The sequence below is a fragment of the Paenibacillus sp. P46E genome, from assembly GCF_001909095.1.
Lineage (GTDB): Bacteria > Bacillota > Bacilli > Paenibacillales > Paenibacillaceae > Paenibacillus_AQ > Paenibacillus_AQ helianthi.
In genome coordinates, this window is the sequence record NZ_LVYZ01000066.1 from 74,952 (window position 1) to 97,947 (window position 22,996).

24 protein-coding genes are annotated in these 22,996 nt (G+C 49.9%); 2 read left to right on the forward strand and 22 right to left on the reverse strand.

The genetic code is table 11. The features are described from left to right. Positions 1-107 precede the first annotated feature (107 nt). From A3849_RS24780 to A3849_RS24790, 3 genes are all read right to left on the reverse strand, one after another. The gene (locus A3849_RS24780; RefSeq protein ID WP_074113783.1) at positions 108-947 is read right to left on the reverse strand and encodes a carbohydrate ABC transporter permease; all 840 of its coding nucleotides are present in this window, start codon (positions 945-947) and stop codon (positions 108-110) included. Between the two features lie 23 nt (positions 948-970). Continuing rightward, a complete protein-coding gene (locus tag A3849_RS24785) occupies positions 971-1,912 on the reverse strand; it encodes a carbohydrate ABC transporter permease (RefSeq protein WP_074113784.1) in 942 nt (313 codons plus the stop codon). Between the two features lie 110 nt (positions 1,913-2,022). After that, entirely contained in the window at positions 2,023-2,382 is a 360-nt protein-coding gene (locus tag A3849_RS24790; protein ID WP_074113785.1) for a (2Fe-2S) ferredoxin domain-containing protein, read from the reverse strand. A gap of 214 nt (positions 2,383-2,596) precedes the next feature. Here A3849_RS24790 and A3849_RS34115 point away from each other — a divergent pair, with 214 nt between their 5' ends. Continuing rightward, positions 2,597-2,824, forward strand: a complete 228-nt coding sequence (locus A3849_RS34115) for a YczF family membrane protein (RefSeq protein WP_074113786.1) — start codon at positions 2,597-2,599, stop codon at positions 2,822-2,824. 2 nt (positions 2,825-2,826) lie between these two features. Here the strand turns inward: A3849_RS34115 and A3849_RS24800 are convergent, their stop codons facing one another. The 13 genes from A3849_RS24800 to A3849_RS24860 all read right to left on the reverse strand — a co-directional run bounded on the left by A3849_RS24800 (position 2,827) and on the right by A3849_RS24860 (position 16,821). Next, positions 2,827-3,924, reverse strand: coding sequence for a GerAB/ArcD/ProY family transporter (locus A3849_RS24800; RefSeq protein ID WP_074113787.1), 1,098 nt, complete (start codon positions 3,922-3,924; stop codon positions 2,827-2,829). Between the two features lie 35 nt (positions 3,925-3,959). Further along, positions 3,960-5,165 (reverse strand): Ger(x)C family spore germination protein, encoded by a 1,206-nt coding sequence (locus A3849_RS24805; protein WP_074113788.1) that lies wholly within the window; start codon positions 5,163-5,165, stop codon positions 3,960-3,962. Further along, positions 5,155-6,726 carry a spore germination protein gene (locus tag A3849_RS24810; RefSeq protein WP_074113789.1) on the reverse strand — a complete coding sequence of 524 codons (1,572 nt, stop codon included), beginning with the start codon at positions 6,724-6,726 and terminating at the stop codon, positions 5,155-5,157. The genes A3849_RS24805 and A3849_RS24810 overlap by 11 nt, the downstream gene beginning before the upstream one ends. A gap of 180 nt (positions 6,727-6,906) precedes the next feature. After that, entirely contained in the window at positions 6,907-7,947 is a 1,041-nt protein-coding gene (locus A3849_RS24815; protein WP_074113790.1) for an NAD(P)/FAD-dependent oxidoreductase, read from the reverse strand. Positions 7,948-7,982: 35 nt separating this feature from the next. Beyond that, complete coding sequence (locus A3849_RS24820; RefSeq protein WP_256700904.1) at positions 7,983-9,005, reverse strand: FecCD family ABC transporter permease; 1,023 nt, start codon at positions 9,003-9,005, stop codon at positions 7,983-7,985. Between the two features lie 14 nt (positions 9,006-9,019). Beyond that, positions 9,020-10,078, reverse strand: coding sequence for a FecCD family ABC transporter permease (locus A3849_RS24825; RefSeq protein ID WP_074113891.1), 1,059 nt, complete (start codon positions 10,076-10,078; stop codon positions 9,020-9,022). 204 nt (positions 10,079-10,282) lie between these two features. Then, complete coding sequence (locus A3849_RS24830; protein ID WP_074113791.1) at positions 10,283-10,504, reverse strand: hypothetical protein; 222 nt, start codon at positions 10,502-10,504, stop codon at positions 10,283-10,285. Between the two features lie 65 nt (positions 10,505-10,569). Further along, on the reverse strand, positions 10,570-11,073 hold the full coding sequence (locus A3849_RS24835) for a hypothetical protein (protein WP_143191895.1): 504 nt from the start codon (positions 11,071-11,073) through the stop codon (positions 10,570-10,572). Positions 11,074-11,338: 265 nt separating this feature from the next. Further along, positions 11,339-11,743 carry a DUF4279 domain-containing protein gene (locus A3849_RS24840; RefSeq protein ID WP_074113793.1) on the reverse strand — a complete coding sequence of 135 codons (405 nt, stop codon included), beginning with the start codon at positions 11,741-11,743 and terminating at the stop codon, positions 11,339-11,341. A 242-nt stretch (positions 11,744-11,985) separates the two neighbouring features. Beyond that, entirely contained in the window at positions 11,986-13,680 is a 1,695-nt protein-coding gene (locus A3849_RS24845; protein WP_074113794.1) for an oleate hydratase, read from the reverse strand. Positions 13,681-13,810: 130 nt separating this feature from the next. After that, positions 13,811-14,389 (reverse strand): TetR/AcrR family transcriptional regulator C-terminal domain-containing protein, encoded by a 579-nt coding sequence (locus tag A3849_RS24850; protein WP_074113795.1) that lies wholly within the window; start codon positions 14,387-14,389, stop codon positions 13,811-13,813. 322 nt (positions 14,390-14,711) lie between these two features. Then, a complete protein-coding gene (locus A3849_RS24855) occupies positions 14,712-14,921 on the reverse strand; it encodes a zinc ribbon domain-containing protein (protein ID WP_074113796.1) in 210 nt (69 codons plus the stop codon). A gap of 313 nt (positions 14,922-15,234) precedes the next feature. After that, entirely contained in the window at positions 15,235-16,821 is a 1,587-nt protein-coding gene (locus A3849_RS24860; protein ID WP_074113797.1) for a sigma-70 family RNA polymerase sigma factor, read from the reverse strand. A 365-nt stretch (positions 16,822-17,186) separates the two neighbouring features. On the opposite strand from A3849_RS24860, the gene A3849_RS24865 reads away from it, so the two are divergent. Next, complete coding sequence (locus tag A3849_RS24865) at positions 17,187-17,645, forward strand: VOC family protein (protein WP_074113798.1); 459 nt, start codon at positions 17,187-17,189, stop codon at positions 17,643-17,645. Between the two features lie 208 nt (positions 17,646-17,853). Here the strand turns inward: A3849_RS24865 and sigF are convergent, their stop codons facing one another. The 6 genes from sigF to A3849_RS24895 form a co-directional block, all read right to left on the reverse strand. Next, positions 17,854-18,609: an RNA polymerase sporulation sigma factor SigF gene (gene sigF, locus A3849_RS24870; RefSeq protein WP_074113799.1), complete on the reverse strand. Its 756-nt coding sequence runs from the start codon at positions 18,607-18,609 to the stop codon at positions 17,854-17,856. Between the two features lie 11 nt (positions 18,610-18,620). Next, on the reverse strand, positions 18,621-19,076 hold the full coding sequence (spoIIAB, locus tag A3849_RS24875) for an anti-sigma F factor (protein ID WP_074113800.1): 456 nt from the start codon (positions 19,074-19,076) through the stop codon (positions 18,621-18,623). Beyond that, a complete protein-coding gene (gene spoIIAA, locus A3849_RS24880; RefSeq protein WP_074113801.1) occupies positions 19,073-19,426 on the reverse strand; it encodes an anti-sigma F factor antagonist in 354 nt (117 codons plus the stop codon). The genes spoIIAB and spoIIAA overlap by 4 nt, the downstream gene beginning before the upstream one ends. A 174-nt stretch (positions 19,427-19,600) precedes the next feature. Next, on the reverse strand, positions 19,601-20,794 hold the full coding sequence (locus A3849_RS24885; protein WP_074113892.1) for a D-alanyl-D-alanine carboxypeptidase family protein: 1,194 nt from the start codon (positions 20,792-20,794) through the stop codon (positions 19,601-19,603). A gap of 265 nt (positions 20,795-21,059) precedes the next feature. Further along, positions 21,060-22,022 carry an ABC transporter ATP-binding protein gene (locus A3849_RS24890; protein ID WP_074113802.1) on the reverse strand — a complete coding sequence of 321 codons (963 nt, stop codon included), beginning with the start codon at positions 22,020-22,022 and terminating at the stop codon, positions 21,060-21,062. Then, complete coding sequence (locus A3849_RS24895) at positions 22,019-22,996, reverse strand: ABC transporter ATP-binding protein (RefSeq protein WP_074113803.1); 978 nt, start codon at positions 22,994-22,996, stop codon at positions 22,019-22,021. Before A3849_RS24895 ends, A3849_RS24890 begins: the two co-directional genes overlap by 4 nt.

Here is a 22,996-nt window from a genome sequence, read left to right on the forward strand (position 1 = left end):
TTGAACCCTCCCTGGATTATATCAGTGACTCACAAATGAATTATAGAATACGCTTACATTTGGCACATGAAACAATATTTACTTTTATTGAATTATTTTTACTTCTATTAACCTTTTACACCGCCAAGTGCGATGCCCTGGGTGACATTCTTTTGTCCCAGGATAAAGATAATAATCAGTGGCAGGATGGCAGATACCGCCGCCGCCATAATCAGGGAATAGAACTCTCCGCTCATAGAAGTGAACTTCTGGATCGCTATCGGCAGAGTCAGTAATTTGTCGCTCCGGATGAAGATCAGCGGATTCTGATAATCGTTCCAGGTCCAGATGAACCGGAGGATCGCATACGTGGCCACCGCTGGCTTCACCAGAGGTAAGGCGATGGACCAGAAAATGCGCGGATGTCCGGCACCGTCGATTTTGGCTGATTCAATAAACTCCTGGTGCAGGCCCATAAAAAACTGACGCAGCATAAACGTCCCGAGCACACTGAAGGTCCCGAGCAGCACCAGACCCAAATGGCTGTCGAACAGCCCGATGTTGCGGTAAATAATAAACTGTGGAATCAGGATTGCCTGCCCTGGAATCATATACGTTACCAGCACAATCATGAACAGGAAATTGCTGGCCCGGAATTTGATTTTGGAGAACCCATAGGCCGCCATGGCCGAGATTAGACAGGATGCCGCTGTGGTAATCACCGCAACCTTGATCGAATTCCAGTAGTATAAAGTGAACGGATAATCACCAAACCATACCGCTTTGTAGTTCTCTATCGCATTCCATTCCTTCGGAAGCCACTGGATGGGATAGGCGAATACTTCCGACTCCACCTTGAACGAGGTGACCAGCATCCATACAAAAGGCAGCAGGAACAGCACACTGCCGGCAAACATGACCACCGTAACTATGATTTTCAACCCATCGGCGCCTGGACGTTTTTCCATATGCTTAACCCTCACTTCTCTGTCTAGTAATTGACCCATTTCTTCTCTGCCAGCCACTGCCCGAACGTAATCAGCATGACGAACAGGAACAGTACAACGGCAATCGCTGAAGCGTAGCCAACCTTAAGATTGACAAAGGCCGTATCATACAAATACCAGACCATCATCGTCGTAGAACCAATCGGGCCGCCCTGGGTCAGCACCGCGATCACATCGAACACTTTAAACGTGGCAATGATGCCGGTTACAAGCAGGAAGAAGGTCGTGGGCGACAATAGCGGAAAGGTAATCCGTCTGAATTTGGTCCAGGCGTTGGCTCCGTCAATTTCGGCAGCCTCGTACAGATCCTTCGGAATGGACTGCAGCCCGGCGATGTAGATAATCATGTTGAAGCCGATGGAGATCCAGACCGAAATCATCATAATAGAGATTAGGGCAAAATGCGGATCAGCAATCCACTTTGGCGGGTCAGCAATCCCGATAGCCTTCAGCATTTCGTTAATCGGGCCGTATGAAGGCTGGAACAGCACCTGCCATACAATCGCTACGGCGACGGTCATCGATACATAAGGGACGAAGTAAGTGATTTTAAAATAACCCTTCATGTACACATACCGGTCAATCAATATCGCCAGTACCATGGATACCAGCAAATATACCGGTACTGTCAGCAGAAAGATAAAATTGTTGCGCACCGAGCGGATAAACATGTCATCCCGCAGCAGATTGCTGAAGTTCTGCAGCCCTACCCAGCGGATACCGTCAAAGCCTTGCACAAAATTCCAGTCGGCAAAACCTAGTACCAGGGTGGCAATGATCGGTATTAACACCAGAATCGTTACCCCGATCAGCATCGGGCTTACAAAGAGCAGCCCAGACAGCGTTTCTCCCTTTTGCAGCGACCAGCCTTTGCGATTCCGCACAGCCGGCGGCTTTTGCGTTAAAGTCTCCATATTTTGCCCCATGTCTCACACCTCAATGGTTTTGTTATAGATCAATCCCTTTTCTCTGTTCTCATTATAAAAAAAATACCGTCAGCGCTTTGACGGTATTTTGATCTTATTCAGTGTAATTTTTACTTCTTCTTTTTACCCTTGGCACCCTTCTCCGTCTGGGCCTTCAGCCCGCCATCATAGGTGTAGAGGATATGATCCTCCAGTTGTTCCCCTTGGAGCACCTTCCGCACCAGCTTTTTGCCCGCCTTGGGCGTCATCTCCCTATACCAGACTCCCTCCGGATATGAGATCACTATACAGGCGTCCGAGCATCTTCCGTTACACTCGGTTACTGTGGTATGTATCTTACTTGCCGCTCCCTGTTTCTCAATTTCATCCTCAATGGCATCAGCTACTTCTTCGCCTTTATTCTTTCTGCAGCTGCTGCCGCCGCAGATCAGCAGATGATTAACCGTTCCTTGCAGATTCCAGGTCGTCATTAAATGTATACCCCCTTCTGAACACTAATACCCCGCATAAGGATCATTCTAAACTCTAGCCATTCTCCCGATGCCCGTCAATAGCTTACAATCCGGTTTTCCTGGACTGCGGAGGGCAAAGTCTTGGTTACCAGCCTCATCAGATGGGGATAATATCTTTTGCTTGCCCGGTCTTCAAGACCATTACATTGAAGATAAAAGGAGAACAACACTTATGAAAATCCTGTATATTTACGCCGTACTTGGCTTACTGGGCTTGACCATATCGATATCCTTGGATTGGTTAACCGGAACCCCATTATCCATGTCGTTCAGCTTCCTTACCTCGATCTTCAACACTACTACCTTCGAGGAGGTGGCCGTCATTATTATATTCTTCTTACTTCCGTTTATCCAACTAGGGATGGATGCTTACAACAGGAAAAAGAAACTCAGCCAATGAGGCTAACGGTACCAGCCAAACCGTTTGCGCACATGGTGGACAAGGAACAGTAGAAAAGGAATTACCGCGCAGAGAACCGGAAGAATGTATTTCAGAAACGCTCTCCCTTCGTTCAAGTGACTGGCGTAATTTTCAGCGCTCACAAATGAGCTGAACAAGACAATGACTCCAACAGGTACAACCAGTTTCCGGTAATCCTGAACGTTAAACAAATCTGCAGTGATTACTGTCGCGGCGTAACAATAGATCGACATTTTAAAGAAAACACCGATGATCAGGGTCAAAATGACTAAGGCATCCAGACGCTGGATAAAGTTAGCCACGTTTACCAGCGTGATCGTCGTATAAATGGGAAAGGACGCTCTACTATATATATTTTCTCCAAGTACGGATATTTCAATGGCATGGGTGAAAGTGAGCAGCAGCCCGCTTAGGATCACTGCCATGACCCCTGCTCTTTTGGCTTTTCGGGGTTTGTTGAAATGAGGCAGAACCGTTGTCATGCAAACCAGTTCCCCAAACGGAAAAATCCAGATGCTGGGATAAGCAGAGCTTAGCGCATCCCACCAATCGTCGGCTTGAAGGGGAAACAAATGCTTAAAGTCCACCAGTCCGGCAGCGATAACAATAAAATTGCAGAACAGCCCCATGATCATGATGATCCAAAAATAAATTTCCGCTGTCCTGGCGAATACCTCAATCCCCTTGTTCAGGATGTACATGACCGCAATCACCATAATTGCATTGATAACCAGGATCGGAGTCCGGTCGTAAGTAGACGAGATTAACAGATCTCCAGCCTCCCGCAAATTACGGGAGCCGTTGAACATCAGCACCGGAATATACAGCAGACTCAGCGGCCAGCCAATGGCCTTACCCAGTATTTTTTGTGTATAGCCGCTCATGATCAGTCCGGGAAACTGACGATACAGATCGTAGTAGATCAGATAGAGCAGTACTCCTCCTGGCAGGGCCATTAATATGGACAGCCACACCGCATGGCCGCTTTTCAGACCTATAGGAACAACCAGGGCCGTCCCCAGTTCAAACAGCACTATCATGGCAAACAATTGACTGGATCCGATGACTTCTTTTTTCATAAGAAAGCTCACCTATCTTTTCATTGTATCAATCTTTATTTTTCAGGTGACATGAACGGAGCGAGCCGCATTCCTGTACCCCGGATATACGCTTCAACCTTGAGATCAAGTGTTCCTTTGGCAAAGATCTGGTCCCATTCGTTCTCCACAGTTCTCCAAGCATTGGGGTGGGTACGTTTTAATTCATTCCCAAAATTCAAATAATCAACACCCGTCTGCTGTGCCGCTTGGAATGCCTGCTCTATTTCTGCCTTCGTCAGCTTTTCCATAGCCTCCTCCAGCTTGATGATTTCCTCATTTTTGCTCAAGTCCACACTGCTCTTGGTCTCATTAATATTCCCTTCCTCACTGACATTCACATGAAAAACCGGAAATCCCTCCCGCAATTCCACCTTGACCTCGGTTCTGGATAATAACACGTTCACTGCAACTGCTTTTTTCTGTTCTCCCGCATCGATGTCCACATTCGTTTCGATAATTTTATTCAGTATCCAGTCTGTTCCCCTGGCTTCGGGGCCGTCGATCCATGTTTCCAGCTTCCCCTTCTTGAATACGGCCTGGCCTCCCATGGTGATAATCGTCTCTGCTTCCGATTGCTCCAGGTTTGATTTCTTCTTACCTGCTTCAACATTGCCAATCATGCGCAGTCCGCTGACCGTGAAGCCCCCCTCCCCTGTCATTTTATTAATCAGCTCAAAAACGTCAACCCGTTGATTTTCCCCCCACACATTGGAAGTATTTTGAATCTTCTTAGATAATCCGATGGAGGGAATACTCTCCTGCGGTGTGAATACTTTTAGAATGGAAGCAGCACTTGTGTCTCTTGAGATCAGAACAGCCGTATTGAGCCTAAGTTCATGAGATCGCTCGAAGATATCCAATACACCGCTGATCCCGCCTTTTGCGATAGACTCCCCCAGCACCAACAATTGGGTATGGGCAAAAAATAGCTGCCGGCTCGCCTGTTTCGAGGTTTTGCGCAGGGCCCCGAATACGGTATGATCGTTTGACGTATAGATGGTAATTGCGGACGCTCCGTTGTTTGCCCCTTGGCTTGTAGCAGTGGCTGAAGGGTTGACAACCTGGAACGTTACCTTGTATTCACCCGGTTTCGTACCCTGATCTATTCCGATTCCGCTGACAATAGCCAGCTCGTTCAATTCTCTGCTGTTCCAGCAGCCTGTCAGACTCAGGGACAGTCCCAGATATGCAATCAGGCAACCTCTCATTTTAACTTTCATTGGTGTTTACCCTTTTGCCTTTAGCTTCTTTTTTGCGCACATTACTATTATGATTGTTCAGACGCGGCCGGATTTTCATAAAATGAATGGGTGAACGAATTAAGGTGTCCTTCTGCGCCTTAAGGGCAAAAGGAGCTATAGGAGACATATAAGGAACTCCCAATGAGCGCAGGCTGCATAAATGTGCGATCAGGATTAAAGCCAGAATAGCTATGCCATAAAGGCCCATAAAGGCTGCAACAAATACAATGACAAATCGCAGCAGCCTTACTGAGAGTGCCATGTTAAAGGCCGGTGTAGTGAAGCTGGAGATCCCTGTTAAGGAAACAACGATAACCATAGCTGGTGAAACAATTCCCGCCTGGACGGCCGCTTGTCCCAGAACCAAACCTCCAATGATGGAGACAGTCTGACCAATCGTGGAGGGCAACCGAATGCCCGCTTCACGGATAATTTCAAAGGTCACCTCCATCATCAATGCTTCCACAAAGGCCGGAAAAGGCACCCCTTCCCGCTGCGAGGCCAGATTAATCAGCAACGGGGTCGGAATCATCTCCTGATGAAAATTAAGCGCGGCAACAAAGATAGCGGGACCGAACATCGAAATCAGCAAACAGAGAAAACGCAATAGACGGATCAATGTAGAAATATCAAATCGCTGATAGTAATCCTCTACCGTATGAAAAAACATAAAAAACGTTGTAGGTGCAATAAGCACAAAAGGGGTCCCATCTACAAAAATGGCGATTCTCCCATCGAGCAGATTCCCAGCCACGCTGTCAGGCCGTTCTGTATTATACAGCGTGGGAAAAGGGGAATAACCACCTTCTTCAATAAGCTGCTCAATGTACCCCGATTCCAATATGGAATCCACTCTGATTTCTTGTAGCTTTTCTCTTAGATTCTGCAAATTAACTTCGTTTACTATGCCATTAATATACATGATGGCCACACTAGTCTGTGTCACAGCACCCAGTGTCATCGGCTCTACCCACAGATTGGGATTTTTAATTTTGCGGCGGACCAGAGAAATATTAACCCCAATTGTCTCCGTAAAACTCTCCTTGGACCCGCGGATCGATACCTGTGTACTCGCTTCAGACACAGGACGGACCTCGCCTCCGCTAGTGTTGCCGCATATTGCTTCTGCCATGTCTTCGATAAGGATAAGGATATTTCCGGACAAAAGGGCTTCAAAGAGCTCACTCATCGTGGTGACGGACTTCCCTTTACCTGGATTCAACGCTTTTTCTTTCATATATTTATAAATGTCCAGGCTTGTTGTTAACTTCTGCCCTTCCACGTTTACATTCTGAAAAGACATGGCGTGTGAGATGAACTCATTCACGATTTCCTTATCCGTAAGGCCATCCATATATACGGCAGCAATCCGGGGAGCATCATCTATCGTTTGGAAATATCGGATAATCAGATCCAGACTGTTACCGAGACCTTCCCTGATGTTCTCCAAATTGTCGTTAAGGTTCTCTGTAAGCGGGGAGTTTTGATTGCTATTATCCTCCGTTTGCGGCTGTTTCGGTTTGGTTGTACGAGTAGCCATCATCACCACCTCCTGCCCATACTATTCGCCCGCTCCTCTTTTTTTATGCAGCATATGGAATAGACACACGCAGGTACAAGCGGACTAACTTCAAGGATCTATGCATACAAAAAGACTGCCGGCACGAGAATTTCGTACGGACAGCCTCTGGTTATACTATATTCAATAATCTCCAGCCAATTAGTGTTCGTCCACTACGCCAAGCGCCTTGTTCTTTTCCTTGAAGCGTTCATTATGCGAGGAGACATAAGCCACCTTGGGGGCCTCAGGGTCCAAATACAGCTTCGCGCTATTCAGAGCAAGAACCGCATCGGTGAACGTGCCGGCAATTAGCCGGACCTTGCTGCTGTAATCTACGAAATCTCCGGCGGCAAATATACCCGGAAGGTTCGTTTCCAGCCGACCGCTGACATTGGCACACCATTCGCCCATATCAATTCCCCAATCCTTTAGCGGTCCAAAGTCGCTTTTCAGCCCATGATTCACAATCACTGCATCCACTTCAAGCTGCTCGTGTTCGCCCGATTCCATATGGCTGATGGTGACCTGGTCTATCTCCTCCCCATTGCTGCTATGCAGCTGGCTAACCGTGTGGGGCACGCGGACTTGAACCGATGAGGCTTTCATCCGGGCAATATTCTTCTCATGACCGCCAAACTGCTCGCGCCGGTGAACAATCGTTACACTGGCGGCAACCGGCTCCAGCTCATTCGCCCAATCCACCGCCGAATCGCCGCCGCCTGAGATCAGCACCCGCTTGCCGCGGAATGGTTCCAGCTCCTGCACAGTGTAATGAAGGTTCGTCACCTCGTAACGGTCGGCCCCCTCAATCTCCAGCTTCGCCATCTGCAGGATACCGTATCCTATGGTGAGGATGACCGTGCGCGTCCAATGCCGTTCGCCGCCCGCTGATGTCAATATATACGTGCCATCCTCTTGCCGCTCCTGAGCAATGATCTGTTGGCCCAGTACGATGGTAGGATCAAAGGTCCGGGCCTGCTCGGCCAGCTGATCTATCAATTTGCGGCAGAGTATTGGAGTAACTCCCCCCACATCCCAGATCATTTTTTCGGGATAAATGAGCATTCTTCCGCCCAGCTCATCCTTGGCTTCAATCAGCTTCGTCTTCAGGTCGCGCATCCCGCTATAAAATGCTGTATACATACCGGCAGGACCCCCGCCAATAATGGTCACATCGAATAATTCCAGCTCTTTGCTCATGTAATCCCCTCCAGGTGTAATGGTATTTCAACGAATTAAGATCGGGTACGGGCCAGCAGGTAGAGAAAATAAGGTGCTCCAATCACGGCAACCACAATACCAGCCGGAATTTCGGAAGGCTGCAGAATCCAGCGGCCGATGGTATCCGCCGTAAGAACAAGCAGTGATCCCAGCAGCGCCGAAGCGGGCAGCATGAACTGATGCTTCGGCCCCACCAGGCGCCGGGCCAGATGCGGCCCCACCAAGCCTACGAAACCGATTCCCCCGCTCACGGCGACACTGGCCGCTGCTAGACCCACTGCAGCCCCCAGCAGGCGGAATTGCTCCTTCGTTACCGCCGCGCCGAGTCCGGTTGCAGTCTGATCCCCCAGGTTCAATACATTCATGACTCTGGCCTTATAGATCACATAGGGCAGCAGAATGAGTATCCAAGGCAGCAAGGAGAGTACGAACTTCCAGCTGGTCCCCCAGATACTGCCCGCAAGCCACGTAGCGACAAATTGATATTTGTCGGGGTCCAGGCGCAGGGTAAGCACAATCATAGCCGCGCTCATACCTGCCGCAACCGCCACCCCGGTCAGCAGCAGCCGGATCGGAGAGATTCCCTCATGCCGCTTATAGGCAAGCGCATAGATCATGGCTGCCGTACATGCAGCCCCGACAAAAGCTACCAGCGGAAGCATAAATACAGGTGCGGCTGTGGTTGCCGGATAAAAAGAAACCAGCAGCATCACCATGAGTCCCGCTCCGGCATTGATACCAAGAATTCCGGGATCGGCCAGATCATTGCGGAACACACCCTGCATCACCGCACCCGAAACCGCAAGTCCGGCTCCGATCAGAATCGATATCACAATCCGCGGCAGACGAAAATCGAACAGGATGAGCTCCTGTTTGTCTGTGCCACGGCCGAGCAGGGTATGCAGCAGCTGGGACGGGGTCAAATGTATGTATCCTGTGTTCACACTGATCACAAAAACAGCTGCGATCAAGGCTGATAGTACTGCCAGCACTTGAAATCCCCGTCTGCGTCTAACCTCATCAAAACTTATTGCCACCCTTTTACGCACCTTCACAGCTCCCTTCTTTCTTTGCGGGCCAGATACAGAAAGAAAGGCACACCAATCAATGCCAGAATCGCGCCCAGCGGCGTTTCATGCTGCGGAATAATGGTTCTCGCAGTGAGGTCGGCTAGCACAACCAGCAGACTGCCAAGAACAGCGGAGCAAGGAATAATCCACCGGTAGTCCACACCGACAAGATACCTTGTCAAGTGGGGAATAATCAGGCCTATGAACCCTACAGCTCCTACGACCGAAACCGAAGAACCGGCAAGAACCAGAACGATCAGAGCACCTGCCAGCTTCACCAGACCTGTACGTTGCCCGAGACCTTTGGCAATATCCTCACCCAGGCTGAGCATGGTAATGGAACGGGATAGAGCAATTGCCCCGAGAATCGCCACAAATACCCACGGGAACATGATCTTGAGCTGCAACCATTTCGTTCCGGCTATACCTCCCGCATACCAGAAGGCCAGATCTTGTCCGATTTTAAAATATAAAGCCACTCCCTCACTTAAAGCCGAGAGCAGAGCACTCAATGCCGCACCAGCCAGTACAAGGCGTGCTGGCGTAAGTCCGCCTTTAGCCAGGGAACCGATACCATATACGATCGCCGCACCAGCCCCTGCACCTGCAAAAGCATACAGAATCAAACCCATGAACGGCAGATTCGGCATAAAAGCAAATACAAGCGCCAGCGCAAAACCTGCGCCTGAATTAATGCCCATCAGCCCCGAGTCCGCGAGCGGATTGCGGGTCATCCCCTGCATTATGGCTCCAGCTACCGCAAAGCTAGCCCCGATCATCACACCACCAAGCACGCGGGGAAGCCGCAGCTCACGGATAATCTGGTGATCCGTAATTTCCGGATTGAAATGAAAAACAGCGTTCCATACCACCGGCAGCTTAATGTCCGCAGCCCCGAAAGAGACCGAAACCGCAATTCCCAGCGCCAGGGCAATCAGACCGCCAACCAGGATCAGCGTAGCTGCCCAAGGACGCGAACGAAGCTTCACCTCATCCTGCCGCCTAAGTGGACCTGTGCCGGCTGCTGTCTGTTGACTCATAGGTTCCACCTTTTTCTCATGAAATTGATAATCATTATCATTATCATTATCATTATCACATTGTAAAGGAAGAAGCTGTATTTTGGCAATGGACAAATATGATTCGCAGCTTTATACAAAACCAAAACCCCCGGAAATCATCCTGAGGAAGCGACAATTTACCAGGGGTATTGAATGTAGTACTCTTAAAATCTGAAGACGCTTTTATCGGGTATAGTCTTCATATTCATCGCGTCTGCTCGATTTATGATACATGTATTCATCATTCTTCAACTTGTAGAGAGCACCCATCCCGGAAAAAATGAAGAACAACACCAGAATCAGAGAGTACGCATACATGAATTTATCAAGGTAGAAGCACAGGATGATCGCCACAAAGTTCAGCACCAGCAAGGCGACCGCAATTCTAGCCCATATTTTTTTCATAGCAGATCCTCCAGTAAAATCATATTGATTATCCTTATCCATCTCCGCGATGAGTCCGCTATGGATCAATTAGAGAGCGGCTTAACGGCGATTAATAACTTAGATTTGTGGAAAATGTGAACTTGATACGAGTGCATAGGATGGACCTCCGTGTAGCTTGGCGGCAATGTATATGTATACTCTTCCCCGTCAATTACTACCTTCACTTTATCACTCGCCCGATACTGAGAGAGTCGTTCAACAACAGTAGCTTCTTCAGTAGAATAACCCATTACCAACGCGTCCACACTTAGCTGATAGATATTGATTGCAGTGATTAAGAGGAGAAGATAGGCGAAAAGGCTAAATAATGATCCCAGTATTTTTTTCCAGAGGGTATTTAGCAAGGCCTGATTTCTTCTCACCCCTAACGTGTACTCAACCAATAGCAGATAAGAAACTACAATATCAACTGTTAATTCAACCAGCAGTACTCTGCGTTCAAATCCACTGTACTTCACGACAATCCCTAAATCTAATAATAACAACACAACAGCGAAGGCAACTCTTATTATGTTTCTCGTTTTCATTGGCCACAACATTTTATTTAAAGCTCAAAGTATCGTCCATAATTCTGCCCTCCAGGGTTAGCAAATAGTGATATTGCGCAATCCATACTTCATCCATGCTTACATTCAATGTGGTCTGAACAAATTCGATAGGAGAATCACCTACAGTTGATCACAAGAGCAATTCTTTCTCAGGATAACACTACTGTGCTCAAATCATATGTATTAAAAGCCTCAAAAAATTCTTCAGGCTCTTCTTCTCTCCAAGTATCCAACTTCAATCTATTCACGCCTCCACCCCGCCAAAAGAAAGGATATGTATACTAAGTCCCAGTCCCAACTCACCCAACGCCCTGACTGTTTCCGGAGGCAAGTCCATTCCCATCTGGCCGTAATCGGATCTCAGATAAGCATTGAGTCGAACCGTCTCATATTGTTGCTTCAGCTTGCTGATTTGCTCACGATATGGAAGCAGTTTCTGTATTAATAGGGCTAGAGCCTCTTCAGGTGCCACATCTTCAGAAAACTTCTCTGTAATATGCCAGCTGTCAAATGGAGCTTGTCTATTATTTAATTTCGCTAGCAGTTCTCCATTTCTGGTTATGTTGCTTGGAACTGTACTCAGCATATGGCTTATTTCATCAAAATTCAGACTCTTATCGTAGATACTAAAGGTAAATTCACCTTCCATACTGCAAATCCATCCCCCTATGTCATTTATTCATAATCCACATGTATTTACTCCTCCCCTATTTATATCATAAAGTAGTGAACTCCGGTGTAAAGGGAAAAACCTTTGTAGAACAACCGTTAACTATAGTTTTGAACGAACGATTACAATAATATTTCGAAAAGGGCATCCCTGTCGCCATCTCTGGCTGAGGAATACCCTTCATATCATAAATTCCTATGCAATTTGCCCAGCGCCGAAACCTACAACAGCTTCGAAATCACCGTTCCCGACAACAGCTGGCCTAGCGTTTGGTCCAGCGGTAGCGGCTTATTGCCGAGACATGTCCGCACAGCGGTCAGCAGCACGCGTACATCATACTTGCTCGGATGCACAGGAATCACTTCTTTTTCCAGCGCCAGCAGACTGTACACGGCCATCATCGCTGATCTCACGGAATACTCAACAGTAAAGACACAATCGTCAGGCACTTCGGCAAATTGTCCGAGGAAAGCCAGATTCGTACTGCCCTGCGGAACAACCTGCGGACGGTCACCCGTCACACGCGGCATAAACTGGGAAGTGATATATGGCATCATGCAGGGAATGACATTTGTCGTATGCTCCAGAATTTCCGGAATCCGGTCCTTCAGGCCGATATGGTAGCACAGCTCTTCCAGCAGCTCGCGTCCGGTACAATCGCTCATCTTCTTCTTGATATAGTTGCCCTCGGCATCCGGGAATAGGCCATACGCCCATAGTACCTTCACATTCTCCGGCTGATTGATGAAATGCGGCTGCTTCGGTGCAGTCCAGGACATCATCCAGTTGGAATCCTTGATCGTAACAACACCGCCCATACCGGGCAGATCACCGGTCAGCTCGAGCAAATAAGGGAAGACGATCTCATCATCGGTAAACGTCATCGTAAAAGACAGCCATTTCGTCTTGTCAATGTCCCCGCAGAATACTTCCGGATGGCCGAAATCGGGGGATTTGGCGGCAAGCTTTTCCCATAGGCTCCAGCAGCCGCGCTCCGTAACCGAACGGTTGAGAACCGCAGGATGGTCCATATCGCCAAGAGTCGAATTTTCCGTCATCGAGCCGTTCGTTACCATCACCAGATCGGTGCGGGAGGTCGAAATAGTCTTTGGTGTTCCGTTGACCAGAACATGAATGGCCGTAACCGTCTTCTCCCCGCCAGTGATATCCACATCCAGATCGGTGACCTGATGTCCCTTGTCAAAATGAACTCCTTCACTCTCCAGCCACTTCATCAGCGGTAGAATCAGCGAATCGAACTGGTTATATTCCGTATGCAGGATACCCTTCAATTGATTCATCCCGGAGATCAGGTGCATGAAACGTTCCATATAACGTTTGACCTCAACCACACTATGCCAATTCTCGAAGGCGAACATGGACCGCCAGAAATACCAGAAGTTCGTGTCCAGGAAGCTCGGGTCAAAAAACTGCTCAATCGTCACCGCGCCCAGCTTCTCCTCTGTCACCATCACCAGCTTACCGAGCTGAAGCGCGTGGGCCGTAGACAATCCCAGCGAGGAAAAGTCGGCCTTCTGCCCTGCATTCTCTACCAGACGGCAGTGAGATTCGATCGGTTCGGCCAGATTCAGCTCACGGAACTCATCCAGCACCGTCCGGTCAGGGTTGGTCAGCGACGGAATGAAACCGAACAGCTCCATAAAACACTCAAAATGCTCCTCAATTTCGCGTCCGCCCCGGGCACTGTAGCCGTCTTTGGCGTTCCCCGCGCCGTCCATCGAGCCGCCATATACTGCAGATTGCTCCAGAATATGAATGTTCCGGCCGGGCATATGCCCGTCTCGGATCAGAAAAGCCGCCGCTGACAGCGAGCCAATCCCCCCTCCGACCAGATATGCTTTTTTCGAAGCAATGCCTTCCTGTACGAGCGGGTTAATTCTTTGATAGGTTCCCATTTGTCCTCTTCCTTTCATCGAACTGGATAAGTGACTCTAGAACTGACTTCACTATACCCAGCGGAACCTAAGAATTCTATGGACAGCTCACCGCATCTGTACAGGGTTTACACATCTGCAGGAGATTGTGTCATTTTATCGGGGCGGTATGATAGTTCGCCAGACTCCGGGAGATACTGCCGTCCATAATCCGCGCCACTTTGTCCACGATCTGTGCCGGGTCAGTATTCGCTCCTGCCTTGAGCCAATGGATGACCTGCTCCAGGATCGCCAGGGTATAGAAATCAGCAATATCTTGCATAGCCTGCGTACTTACCCGTTCCGGCTCTTTCATGTTCAGCTCCTCTACGACCTGAATCACCACCTCATAGATCACCCCGTACAAAAACCCCTCCAAATGCTCGCGCCCCAGGGAATGGAAGGTGTTCAGGCATATGGTTTTGTTGCTCTGTGTATAGTACAGCACGCTCAGGAACCCCTGCTTCCAACCGGAGCAATTGCGGTATGGCTCTAAGCCTTCAATGATTTCGGTCTGGTAGACCCAGCCAAGCAGCTCATATATATCCTGAAAATGATTATAAAAGGTATGCCGGGTCACCCCGCAATCGCAGGTAAGCTGCTGAATGGTGATTTTGTGGAGCGGTTTAGTGAGCATCAATTTCTTGAGTGAGCGGGCCAACGCATTTTTCGTGACTTGTGAATAGGACATAGCTTCCTTCTGCCCCCTGGATAATAGATTGACCTTGCGGATTATCATACTATGTAAAATATTACTCTTCCTTCCATTACGTATGCAAGAGGCCCGAGGAGCATGTGCAGGATCGTCAGGTCACATGGGAACAGAAAATGGGAGATCTGGTGCTGGGACGGTGAGCTGTGAATAAAAGCACAAAAAAGACGGGCAAACCTCTATCGTTTGTCCGTCATCTCACTTGTCATGCACACAACAATTGCATAGCCATTATTCAGGCCCATCATTTCAGCCACAAGGCACTGCCTTCAGCATAATTTTCTCGGATTAATAATCTCTACTAATTCATTAAGAAGTCCAAAATATTCATTCCGCTGCCCGTATTAGCCTTGTACAGTTCGGTATATCCGCATTCCCGGCAGCTGATAGTGATAAATTTTTTGTTTTGGACATCAAAAAGCTTCGCAAAGTTGCCGCCGGTTGCCTGGAACTGGTCCACGGCATATTCTTTACATCCGCATTTATTGCAAATAAATTGTTTTTTAGCCATGGTGCTCTCTCCTCCAAAGGGTTTCTCTGTTTCGTCTAGAGTATGTGCTGTTACTTATTACATCGGCTGAACACAGACGGAAAATAATCATATTGCCCACAATGATGCTAAAGACGCAGAGGCACACTATGATTTACTTGGTGGTCTAGGCCGTATTTCATTGGCAGATCAGAAGCGAATAACAATATCATATCATCCATAATTTTCCTCATCCAGCAAATCCAATAAATAAGTAAAAAAGACCCACTTGGGGGCTTATGGGTCAGGGTCAGGCTCAGGCAGTTATCTGAAGATCTGAATATTAATTATACTTCTAAAATCCAGTTTTGTTCCGCACCAGTCTTCCGGTAGATCGTTCCCAGCGCCAAGATACATCATGCCCCTGCATATGCAGTCCCCCAGACCATTCATCTATTCCTTGTATCAGAACGCGGTCCGCCCTTCCGTTCTTTATCTGCTTACCCAGCTCAGTCATTGTAACCTGCCGGCTCAGAAACTCAGGAATTTGCCGGAAATCCGTATCATCAACAGCCCCGTCGATGTACATCAGAGGATGATTACCCGCTGTCAAAGCACGCACATACTTGAAGTATTCGATATCCCCCATACCAAGTACATGCAAGGCATCCGTAACTTGACGGAATAACTCCAGCGGCGTATGCGCCCCGGCTTCAAGCGCTTCAAGTGTGGTCTGTTCCACAATTCCCAGGCCATTCTCTACGGAAGGAAGCCGTGATAAATGGGCCATGAAGGCTTCATAGGCAAAAGGCAGGCCGGACGCCGCCAGCTCCGACTTCTTCAGTTCAAGCAGATCAGCCATTTGGGCAGGATCAGCTGAAGCATACGCCTGCCAAAGCTCACTTCCAAGCTCAATTTCCCGCTTTCCGATCGTCCGCCAGGTCCCGGATAACGTTCCAAGCTGTGCCGGAGTAAGCTGTCCCAGACCATGGAACGGTTCGATTCCCGGAAACTCCCCGATGCAGAGCAGACTAAGCTTGGTGCGGCCCGGCATATTCCTATTGAACGTATGCAGCAAATAGGCAAGCATACTCTGGTCAAACAGGTCATGCTCAAACCAAAGTACTACTTCGTCGTACCGGGTATAGTCGCGGAGCTTACGCTCCTGTTCCTCACAGCCCGCTATATACTCATTGGCCGGAATACCGAGAGTTGCCTCCAGCACCAGAGAGCGCTTCGCACGTTCCTCCGGCCGGGAGAGGTCTTCAAATATTGGACCAGAGGAATAAATCTCCCTCCATACCAATACATCCCCTTGAACAATTCCTTGCTTTAGCATGTTACCCACCGTATCGCCATTCACAATATGCAGCATATTTGCGCCCCTTTCGTACAAATGATTGAACACGGAAGCCAGATCGGCAACCGGGAGTGTGCCTTTCAGCTTTTGGCGTGCATCGTGCAGCCTTTTCTTGAGTGTCTGCACCGGAGTCCCGAGATAAGCGGAAATCTCCTGGAGGGAATAGCCGTAGAAATAAAACAGCTGCACCGGGACCCTAAGCTTGGCGGATAACGCGGCCACCGAGTTTTGCAGCACCTGCTCCTCCGCATATCGTTCCGCAACCTCCGCCGCACCCGGCGCATTCTGCAAACCCTGCAGTGTTTCATCCAGAGGAATCGTGGGTTGAAGCTTGCGCCGGAGTACACGCTGACCTTGCCTTACGACAATCGTCTTGAACCAGCCCGGAAAGGCAGCCGGGTCGCGCAGCTTGTGCAAATTCAGAAACGTTTCAAAGCATGCTTCCTGAACTGCATCCTCGGCGAGATGGACGTCTTTCAGCAAGTCGTAAGCGACCGCGTATGCCATCCCCCGGCAATGCACCATCAGCTGTGCGAACGCCTCAGCATCTCCTTGTCTCGCCTTCTCCACCCACTGACGCATGTCCGCCATCCCCTTCACTTTCATGTTCTTATACTATAGGTGCCATAATCACGGGCAAAGGTTACATTGTGCCGGAGAAGTAGAAAATAGATAGAGAAACAAACTGAACTGGCCTGGAATAGTAACCATAGACCCTTTCCCGCTTACAATAAATATCTTGATATATAGTGTAATGAATACACACTGGTGCCGCCACATTTTATTCTTTCTGCAATACAAGAAAGCAGTCCCTTGGAAAGAAGTGGACTGCGTGGCATTAGTAAACGTTCAGTTCAAGTCGTTGTTTATTTAAAAAGAGGGTTTTAAAATTCTTGAATAGAATAATTTATGAGGTAATAAATTTGTACACATAAGGAGATCAATCTATGGCAAAAAATAAATTACTAAGAATGGACAATGTTGGCATCGTTGTAGAATCCCTTGATGACGCAATTCCTTTCTTCGAGGAGATTGGCTTGAAGCTCGAAGGGCGAGCCACTGTCGAAGGGGAATGGGCTGGTCGCGTAACCGGGCTAGGTTCACAGTGTGTAGAGATTGCTATGATGGTTACCCCAGATGGCCACAGCCGAATTGAGCTTTCGCGATTTCTCACTCCACCCACTATATCTGATCACCGGACTGCTCCTGTAAATGCCCTCGGTTATCTGCGTGTCATGTTCACTGTTGAAGACATTGACGAAATGGTATCCAGACTCACTAAGTATGGTGCTCAGCTCGTTGGCGAAGTGGTTCAGTATGAGAACTCGTATCGGCTCTGCTACATTCGTGGAACCGATGGACTTTTAATCGGTTTAGCGGAACAACTCGATAACCAAATCCCATAAGTATAATACATGTTCATTTTTCTATATGTTGTCGTTTAATGCATACTCAGAACAATACATACCTAACAATAGCAACACAAAAAGCCGCCCCTCCCGAGGCGGCCTTCAAACGTTCATTTCACCCGTCACATTCACTACACACACTTAACTCCGGCTCCGCCGCTTCCTTATTCCTGGCCTTTCTCTTGCTTACTGTCTTACCGTAACTCTACTGTGCGATCTGCTCGCGGATATTCGCGAGAATCTTCTTCTCCAGCCTCGACACCTGAACCTGCGAGATGCCGAGGCGGCTGGCGACTTCGGATTGGGTCTGGTCGCGGTAGTAGCGCAGGTAGACGATCAGGCGCTCACGCTCAGTCAAGGCCCCGATGGCCTCGTTCAGCGCCAGCTTGTCGAACCAGCGCTCCTGCGTCTCGTCAGCAATCTGGTCGATCAGCGTGATCGGGTCTCCGTCATTCTCGAAGACGGTCTCGTGGATCGAGGTCGGCGGCTTGTTAGCCTCCTGGGCGAACACGATTTCTTCGGGCGTGACCCCCAGCGCTTCTGCGACTTCCCCGATGGTCGGCAGACGGTCCAGCGTCTTGGACATTTCGTCCTTCATTTTGCGCACCTTGTTGGCCATTTCCTTGAGGGAACGGCTGACCTTGAGGGTGCCGTCGTCCCGGAGGAAACGCTGGATCTCGCCGATAATCATCGGAACGGCATAGGTGGAGAATTTGACCTCGTAGCTGAGGTCGAATTTATCAACGGACTTTAGCAGTCCGATACAGCCAATCTGGAACAAATCGTCAGGCTCATACCCGCGGTTCATAAACCGCTGCACCACCGACCAGACGAGGCGAATATTACAGTTGACCAGCGTATCGCGGGCCAGATTATCTCCGGCTTGACTGAGTGCGATCAGACGTTTGACCTCCGCATCGTCCAAATAGGTCGGCGGAGCTTTTTTTGACTCTGCATCCATGGCTCCAACCCCTAATTGTATAAAGCTTTTTTCGAGACGATGGTTTTCTTCATTGAAATGGAGGTACCGCGCCCCGGTTCACTTGCAACTTCGAATTCATCCATGAAATTCTCCATAATCGTAAAGCCCATACCCGAGCGCTCCAGCTCCGGCTTGGAGGTATACAGCGGCTGCTGGGCCAGCTCCAGATCCTCAATCCCCCGGCCTTTATCCTCAATGGTGAGATGCACGGTTTCATGCTCGATGGAGGCGGAGATGCTGACAACTCCTTCAGGATCACTATCGTACCCGTGGATAATGCAGTTGGTAACAGCCTCCGACACCACCGTCTTCAGGTCATTCAGCTCTTCCATCGTAGGATCAAGCCGGGAGACAAAAGCCGCCACTACCACGCGTGCGAATGATTCGTTCTCCGACAGTGCGGCAAACTGGACGCTCATGAAGTTACCCGCTTCACTTTTTGTCATAACGCAACCTCCAAATCCGAGAGTGCAGCGCTCTCGTCGTCATATAGGGGCATGATTTTGAACAAGCCCGACATTTCCAGCAGCCTTTTTACAGGTGTGGTGGCGTCACAGACGACCATTTTCCCGCCTTTGCTGCGGATGAGCTTGTACCGCCCGAGAATGACGCCTAAACCCGAGCTGTCCATAAACTGCAATTCCTTCAGACTGAGAATCAGATGCTCTACCTGGCCCCGCATGATTGCTTCATCCATATCCATTCGTACATACTCGGCTGCGTGGTGGTCCAGCTCTCCTGACAGCCGTACAATCAGCACACCTCTGTGATGCTCCATCTCCACATGAGAATTCATACCTGCCACTCTCCTCTTCGTTGCTTTGAGAAAACGTCCTGTACATCAGTTCTTTCCCCTACAAGGACAAGGTTTTCTACGCGGGAATTCTATAATCCTGCCTCACGACAAAACTAGAAGAAAACCCCTACGAATCAACAGAAAGCCTGAGTCTAATCTACAAAAAGCAAGAAATTAATCAGCCCTGAACATGGAACCCGTTGTCCGCTTGAACAGTCTCCACCAGCCTGCCTTCGGCACATCTGCGTCTGCCTTCAGCTCATATTCCTTCACTTTAGTTGTTCCCTGATAGACAACCAGCTTGCCTACTGTTTGCCCTGCCTTTACAGGGGCTTTAATGCTGTCCGGCACCACAAGCTCATGACGAATACCCTCCTGGGTAATTCCCTTCTTCAAAAGCACACTATAGGTTTCTTTGGCGACAAGCGGAAGCTGGGTCTTCACGCCTTTCTCAATTTTCACACTGCCGATGGTGTCTCCCGCTTTGTGAATCGTATGGACTTTATATTGGGAAAAGAGGTAATCGAACATCGCGGACACTTCACTGTTGCGTGTCTTGGTATTGGGTTCACCCAGCACCACCGCAACGGCACGCAGTCCATCCCTGGCCGCAGTCGCGGAGAGGCAGAACTTGGCTTCGGACGTGTAACCTGTCTTCAGGCCGTCAGCCCCCGTATAAAAGCGCACCAGCTTGTTCGTGTTCACCAGCCAGAACGGCTTGGACGAGTCCTTGCGCAGGTAATCCTGATAGGAACCGGTGTACTTGATAATCCGCTCATGCTTCAAGAGCTCCTGGCTGATAACAGCAATGTCATGGGCGGAGGAATAGTGGTTCTCGGCCGGCAGACCGTTGCAGTTGGCAAAATGCGTGTCCTTCAGACCAAGCGCCTCGGCCTTTTGATTCATCTGATCGACAAAAGCGCTCTCGGAACCGGCCAATTTCTCAGCCATCGCCACAGATGCGTCATTGCCCGAGGCCATGGCTATACCCTTAAGCATTTCATCCACAGTCATTTCTTCGCCGGGCTCCAGAAAAATCTGCGACCCGCCCATCGACGCGGCATATTCGCTCGTCCGCACCTTGTCGGTCAATTGCAGCCTGCCTTCATCCAGCGCCTCGACGGTCAGCAGCATAGTCATGATTTTGGTAATACTTGCCGGCGGGAGTTTATCGTGGCTGTTCTTTTCATAGATCACGGTGCCGGTATTCGCATCCATCAGAATGGCAGAGCGCGCTCCGGGTGCCAGATCCACAGCAGCGGTGTTCTTACCGGTGTCTTTAGCTTTGGTCTTTTCCTCTGCATACGCGCCTGAAGCTGAGCCCAGAACCGAAGCAGCAACACACAGCACAAGCAGTACATAACGCATTTTCCTCACAATGGTTCCCCTCCTGAACATTAACCTTCATTTCACAGGTACTGTGTTCCAGTCTGGTCAGAAAGGGTGAAAATTATTCCATTTGTGCGTAAAAAATGCCCCACCATTCCAGCAAAAGCCGCTTAGAGAGCCAGTACACCCCGGCGCATAGGGTCAAGGAACTCATCAGTGGAATGAGTTGCAGATGGAGTGAGGATAGTCAAAGGCGCAAAAAGCCACCCGTGACCGGATGGCTTAAGCACTTACTCTACACCTATTAGTACAAATGGCACGAGACCTGGTGACCCGAATCCAGCTCGCGCAGCACAGGCTCGTCCTTGCGGCATTTGTCCATAGCGAAGGGACAGCGCGGATGGAAGGCACAGCCGGATGGCGGTGTCTCCGGGTTCGGCACATCGCCGGTCAGCACAATCCGTGACTTCTTGAGTCCCGGATTCGGCACCGGCACGGCAGACATCAGCGCCTGCGTGTACGGATGCAGCGGCTTCGCGAACAGATCCTTGGTCGGGGCAAGCTCAACGATGCGACCCAGATACATCACCGCGACCCGGTCGCTGATGAACTTCACCACGGACAGATCATGGGAGATGAACATATAGGTCAAACCATATTGCTCCTGCAGATCCTGCATCAGATTGAGTACCTGCGCCTGAATCGACACATCGAGCGCAGAGACTGGCTCGTCGCAGACGATAAACTTCGGGTTCAGCGCCAGCGCCCGGGCAATGCCGATCCGCTGCCGCTGGCCGCCCGAGAATTCATGCGGGAAGCGGTGGGCCTGATATGGCGACAGGCCCACAACTTCCATCAGCTGTTCGACACGGCTTTTCAGCTCGCTGTTCTTCCCCGCTTCATGCGTCCGCAGCGGCTCCTCCAGGATACGCTGCACAGTCCAACGCGGGTCCAGCGAGGCATACGGGTCCTGGAATACCATCTGCATGTCGGTGCGGAACCGGCGAAGCTGCTCGGTATCCAGGCTGCGCACATCCGTACCATTGAACATGATTTCGCCTTCGGTTGGCTCAATCAGCCGCAGGATGGTCCGGCCCGTGGTGGATTTGCCGCAACCGGATTCACCGACTACTGCCAGGGTCTCCCCCTGCTCCACAGATAATGTGATGCCGTCCACCGCTTTTACAGCGCCGACCTGCTTGGCAAAAAAGCCTTTACGGATCGGGTAATGTTTCTTCAGGTTGCGGACTTCCAGAATGGCGCTCATGATACCTCCTCCTGCTGCAGCAGACAACGGCAGCTATGTCCAGCCTCGATTTCAAGCAGCTCCGGGCGTTCCGCCCAGCACCGGTCAACTACCATCGGGCAACGCGGTGCGAACCGGCAGCCAGACGGCAGATTAGCCGGATTCGGCACCTGGCCCGGAATCGAGGTCAACCGGTCACTCTCCCCGGCAAGCTGGGGCAGCGAAGCCAGCAGGCCTTGCGTGTAAGGATGCATCGGCTTGTTATACAGCGTCGCTACATCAGTCTCCTCGACAATCTGACCCGCATACATGATCACGACCCGGTCGCACATCTCCGCGACGACGCCAAGATCATGGGTAATCATCAGAATGGACATGCCCTCCTTCTGCTGGAGCTCGCGCATCAGATCGAGAATCTGTGCCTGAATCGTCACGTCCAGAGCCGTGGTCGGTTCGTCAGCAATCAGCAGCTGCGGGCTACAGACCATCGCCATGGCGATCATGACACGCTGGCGCATCCCGCCGGATAACTGATGGGCATACTGCTGGGCAATTTTTTCCGGACGGGGAATCCCTACCTTGCGCAGCATTTCAACCGCGCGTTCGTCCGCTTCCTTCTTGCTGAGCTTCAGATGAAACCGTGCCGATTCGGATATCTGCCGGCCAATCTTGAACACCGGATTCAGCGAAGTCATCGGCTCCTGAAAAATCATCGCGATCCGGTTGCCCCGGATATTGCGCACTTCCTTCACCGGCATCTCCAGCATATCCCTGCCTTCAAAACGGATCTGTCCGGCAGCAATCCGGCTGATCCGCTTAGGAAGCAGCTGCATAATTGACAGCGAGGTAATGCTTTTGCCGCAGCCGGATTCGCCGACAATGCCTAGCGTCTCCCCTTTGCGTACAGACAGGCTGATGCCGTCAACCGCACGTATGGTACCCGCAGCCGTTACGAACTCGGTGCACAGTCCAGATACTTCAAGCAGTTCTGCCAT